General features: G+C 73.4%; 4 protein-coding genes. 1 reads left to right on the forward strand and 3 read right to left on the reverse strand.

The genetic code is table 11. From position 1 onward, the window contains the following. Positions 1-97: 97 nt before the first annotated feature. The 3 genes from C1I95_RS31995 to C1I95_RS32005 form a co-directional block, all read right to left on the reverse strand. The gene (locus C1I95_RS31995) at positions 98-1600 is read right to left on the reverse strand and encodes an ATP-binding protein (RefSeq protein WP_111219611.1); all 1503 of its coding nucleotides are present in this window, start codon (positions 1598-1600) and stop codon (positions 98-100) included. A 13-nt stretch (positions 1601-1613) separates the two neighbouring features. Continuing rightward, complete coding sequence (locus C1I95_RS32000) at positions 1614-2294, reverse strand: response regulator (protein WP_111219617.1); 681 nt, start codon at positions 2292-2294, stop codon at positions 1614-1616. Positions 2295-2392: 98 nt separating this feature from the next. Next, positions 2393-2962 carry an AMIN-like domain-containing (lipo)protein gene (locus tag C1I95_RS32005; protein ID WP_111219613.1) on the reverse strand — a complete coding sequence of 190 codons (570 nt, stop codon included), beginning with the start codon at positions 2960-2962 and terminating at the stop codon, positions 2393-2395. Positions 2963-3203: 241 nt separating this feature from the next. On the opposite strand from C1I95_RS32005, the gene C1I95_RS37400 reads away from it, so the two are divergent. Then, complete coding sequence (locus C1I95_RS37400) at positions 3204-4388, forward strand: snapalysin family zinc-dependent metalloprotease (RefSeq protein WP_111219615.1); 1185 nt, start codon at positions 3204-3206, stop codon at positions 4386-4388. Positions 4389-4486: the final 98 nt, after the last annotated feature.

Below are 4486 nucleotides of genomic sequence, written 5' to 3' on the forward strand. Positions count from 1 at the left end.
GGGGCGGTGGGTGCCGGGCCGAGCGATCCGGACCGCGACGGCGCACAGCCGGCGGGCAGGAGTAGCAGGACGGTCGTCGCCACGACCACGCGGCGGCTCATCCGGCACCACCCGAACGGTCGGGCCGGTCGAGCACCGCGCCGACCGCACCAGTGTGGGGCCGGTCGAGCACGGCGGCGTCCGAGCTGTCGAGCCGGGCGGCTTCGCCGTCGGGCAGGTCGAGGCGGAATCGGGTGCCGAAGCCCGGGGCGCTGTGCACGGTCAGCCGGCCGCCGAGCAGTCGGGCGTTCTCCTGGGCGATGGCCAGGCCGAGCCCGCTGCCGCCGCCGGAGCGCGCCGGATCGACCTTGTGGAAACGGTCGAACAGGCGCGGCAGATGGTCGGCCGGGATGCCCGGCCCCTGGTCGCTGACCTCGAAGACCACCCGCCCGCCGGCCCGGTTGACGCGCGCCCGGATCTCGCCGTCGCCGTGCTGCACCGCGTTCGCGATCAGGTTGCCCAGCACCCGTTCCAGCCGGCGCGGGTCGGTGCGCAGCCGGACCGGCTCGCCGTCGACCTCGATTCGACGCTGCCAGCCGCGGGCGGCGACGATCGCGTGCAGCAGGGCCGGCGCGTCCACGTCGGCGACGGCGACGGCCTCCTGCCCGGCGTCCAGTCGGGAGATCTCCATCAGGTCCTCCACCAGCCGGCGTAGCCGGACCACGTCGGTGACCAGCAGCTCGCCGGCCCGGCGGGCGTCGCCGGGCAGCTGGTCGAGATGGTCGCGCAGCAGCGAGGCCGCGGCCACCAGGGCGGTGACGGGGGTACGCAGCTCGTGCGCCACGTCGGCGGTGAACCGCCGCTCCCGCTCCTGCGCCCGGTGCAGCGCCGCGATCTTGGCCTCCAGCGCCTCGGCCATCTCGTTGAACGAGGCGGCCCAGGCGCTGAACTCGTCCCGGCCGCGTACCGGCAGCCGGGTGGCCAGCTCCGTCCCGCTCACCTCGGAGATTCCCGACAGCCTCTCGGTGATCGCCCGGGCGGCCCGGCTGGCCCGGCCCACCGGTTCCAGGGTGCGTCGGGCGAGGGTGTGCCCGACCGCGGCGGCGAGCAGCACCACTATGACCCAGCCCGCCGTGAGGGCGTTGCGCAGCTGGCCCAGCCCGGCGGCGAGGTCGTCCTCCCCGGTGATGACGTACAGCTCGGCGGTGGAGCCGGGGATCCGGCCGCCGACCACCAGCAGCCGGGGCGGCCCGGTGCTGCGCTCGTAGCCGAGCTGTCCGGCCGCGACCGTGGCCCGCAGCTGCTCGCCCAGCGGCGGCAGGTCCGCCGGGTGTGACGGCCAGGCGTCCCCGGCGACCAGCACCACGTGCCGGCCGCTGCCCTCGAAGCTGGTGAGCAGCTCGGTGCGGCGCTGCTCGGTCAACGGCAGGAACTGGCCGGCCAGCACCAGCTGGTAGCGGGCGTCGGCGGCGGCGGCGTGCAGCGAGGCGTCGTAGCGGGCCTGTCGCAGCAGCAGGTAGGAGCCGCCGGCGAGGACGCCCGCGGAGACTCCGGCGACCAGTACGAACGCGATGGTCAGCCGGCGGCGCAGCCGGCCGGGACGTACGGTTTCCGTGGCCATCGCCGCCCCCCGGTCATCCGGTGGAGAACTTGTAGCCGGCGCCGCGTACCGTGCGGATCAGGCGCGGGTTGCCGGGGTCGTCCTCGACCTTCGCGCGCAGCCGCTGCACCGCCACGTCGACCAGTCGGCTGTCGCCCAGATAGCTGTGGTTCCAGACCCGTTCCAGCAGCAGTTCGCGGGTGAACACCTGCCCCGGGCGGCGGGCCAGTTCCAGTAGCAGGCGGAACTCGGTGGTGGACAGCGGCAGTTCGTGGCCGTCGCGGCGGGCCACGAACGCGCCCGGGTCGATCTCCAGTCGGCCGATCCGCAGCGGGCCCGGCTCGGGCGGGGCCACCGTGCGGCGCAGCACCGAACGGACCCGGGCCACCAGTTCGGGCAGGTCGAATGGTTTGCGCAGGTAGTCGTCGGCACCGCACTCCAGGCCGACCACCACGTCGATGGTGTCGGTGCGGGCGGTCAGCATGAGGATCGGCACCGCGCTGGTACGCCGGATCTCCCGGCACACTTCGAGGCCGTCCAGCCCGGGCAGCATCACGTCCAGCACGATCAGGTCGACCGGCCCGGCCCGCCAGGCGGCCAGCGCCTGCCGGCCGTCGACGGCGGTGTCGACCCGGAAGCCGGCGCGGCGCAGCCCGAGGGCGGTGACCTCCCGGATGGAGGCGTCGTCCTCGACCACCAGTACGCGGCCGTCCATGATGCACCCAGGGTAGTCCGCGGGGGCCCGATCGTCGCTCGGCGTGACGGCCGGGAACGGGGGACCGGCCGGTGCCGGACCCCCGCCCCCGTGGTTGGTCACTGCTGCCACTGGTGCGCCACGTCGAGCACGATCCGGCTGTGCGTACCGGGGCCGGCCAGGACGAACACCCGGAACGGCAGCCGCGCCCGCACGCCGACGGCGAAGGTGGTGTAGCCCTCGAAGCTGCCCCCGAAGACCACGTCACGCAGCGTCCGGTAGCGCAGCACGTTGGCCGCGTGGTCGCCGACCCGGTACGGCACGGTGGCCGCGTGCCGGTCGTCGTACGCCGGCGCGCGCAGCGAGACCCGCAGCAGCGCGCCGCCGGCGGTGTACGGCGACAGTGCCTGCCCCTCGCCCTCGGTGTACGTCTCGCCGTAGCCGACGGCGTAGCCGGTGACCTTGCCGTTGAACTCGAACACCACCCGGTCGTAGCAGTCGTGCCGGCCGGTGCGCACCGCGCCCAGCGGGGCGCTGCTCAGCTTCCCGGCCGCCTTGCCCCCGCTGCCCCAGGTGATCCCGCAGTACGGCGCACCGGTCGCCGCCGTGCTCGGTGCGGCGGTGGCGGCACCGGCGAGCAGCGCGGTGAGCGCCACGACCAGGGCCGCCATGGTCCTTCTGATTCTCATCGTCGTCTCCTCTCTGCCCGCCCGTCGCCGGGTATGTGCCGTGCGGTCGGGCGCTGACCTCGTCGGTCTCCACCGTCGGCACGGCCCGCCACGGGAGCTTCACCGCGGAGTAACGCCCGGGTAACAGCCTCGGGCGGTATGACACGTCCGCGATGGCATCTATCGAAGGATGACTATTAATATTCACGCACATCGATTGCGGCGCATCGGCGCGCCGCGGGTATCCGCAGGGGAGTGCGTGATGATCCGACGACAACTGCTGCGCGCGGCGACCGTCGCGCTGGCGGCGGTGCTGGCCGCGACCGGAGTGCAGGTGGCCACGGCCGCCGGCGCGTCCGCCGCCCGGACCGTCTACTACGACGCCAGCCAGGCCGGCGAGTTCCGGACCAACTTCGACCAGGCCGCCCAGATCTGGAACAGCCGGGTCAGCAACGTCCGGCTGGTGCCCGGCACGCCCGCCAACGTCACCATCCTGGTCGACAGCGGCTGGCCCCGGGCACAGGTGACCGGGCTCGGCTCCGGCCGGATCTGGATGGGGTGGCAGGCGGTCAACCAGGGCTACCACCGCACCCGCATCGCCACCCACGAGTTCGGCCACATCCTCGGCCTGCCCGACCGGCGTACCGGGCTCTGCTCCGACCTGATGTCCGGCAGCAGCGCGCCGGTCTCGTGCACCAACGCCAACCCCAGCGCGGCCGAGGCGAGCCGGGTCAACCAGCTCTTCGCCGGCAGCCTGAGCGCCCCGGCCGTCGCCGGCACGTACACCTGGACCGAGGACGCGGACTTCGGCACGTTCGTGGTCGGCGGCCGCCCGGCCACCGAGAACTACCCGTGGCTGGTCTACACCTCCGGCTGCACCGGCACCCTGATCAAGGCCAACTGGGTGGTCACCGCCAAGCACTGCCCGACCCCGTCGTCGGTGCGGGTGGGCAGCACCAACCGCAGCAGCGGCGGCGTCGTTGTCGGGGTGAGCCGGGCGGTCAACCACCCGACCATCGACGTCAAGCTGTTCCAGCTGTCGAGCTCCGTCAGCTACGCCCCGGCACCGATCCCGACCTCCTCCGGCGCGGTCGGCACCGCCACCCGGATCATCGGCTGGGGACAGACCTGCGCGCCCCGTGGCTGCGGCTCCGCGCCCACCGTGGCGAACGAGCTGGACACCTCGATCGTGGCCGACAGCCGGTGCAGTGGCATCAACGGTCCGTACGAGATCTGCACCGACAACACCAACGGCAACTCCGGCGCCTGCTACGGCGACTCGGGCGGCCCGCAGGTGCGCCGGATCAACGGCGTGTGGAACGTGATCGGCGCGACCAGCCGGGCGGGCAACAACAACTCCACCTGCGCCACCGGCCCCTCCATCTACGGTGACCTCTCCTCCATCCGTTCCTGGATCAACACCCAGGTAGGCGGCCTCCCCGCCTGACGGCGATCGCGTTGACCATGCAGTGGTGGTGCCCCACAAGGCCGTGAACAGCGGCTTTCGGGCACCACCACTGCATGATCGGCGGGGTGGTGGGTGGG

The organism is Micromonospora craterilacus (assembly GCF_003236315.1).
In the GTDB taxonomy this organism is placed as follows: Bacteria; Actinomycetota; Actinomycetes; order Mycobacteriales; family Micromonosporaceae; genus Micromonospora; species Micromonospora craterilacus.

Coding starts and splice junctions, on each gene's coding strand:
- C1I95_RS31995 (WP_111219611.1), bottom strand. CDS start 1,600: ATGGCCACGGAAACCGTACGTCCCGGCCGGCTGCGCCGCCGGCTGACC.
- C1I95_RS32000 (WP_111219617.1), bottom strand. CDS start 2,294: ATGGACGGCCGCGTACTGGTGGTCGAGGACGACGCCTCCATCCGGGAG.
- C1I95_RS32005 (WP_111219613.1), bottom strand. CDS start 2,962: ATGAGAATCAGAAGGACCATGGCGGCCCTGGTCGTGGCGCTCACCGCG.
- C1I95_RS37400 (WP_111219615.1), top strand. CDS start 3,204: ATGATCCGACGACAACTGCTGCGCGCGGCGACCGTCGCGCTGGCGGCG.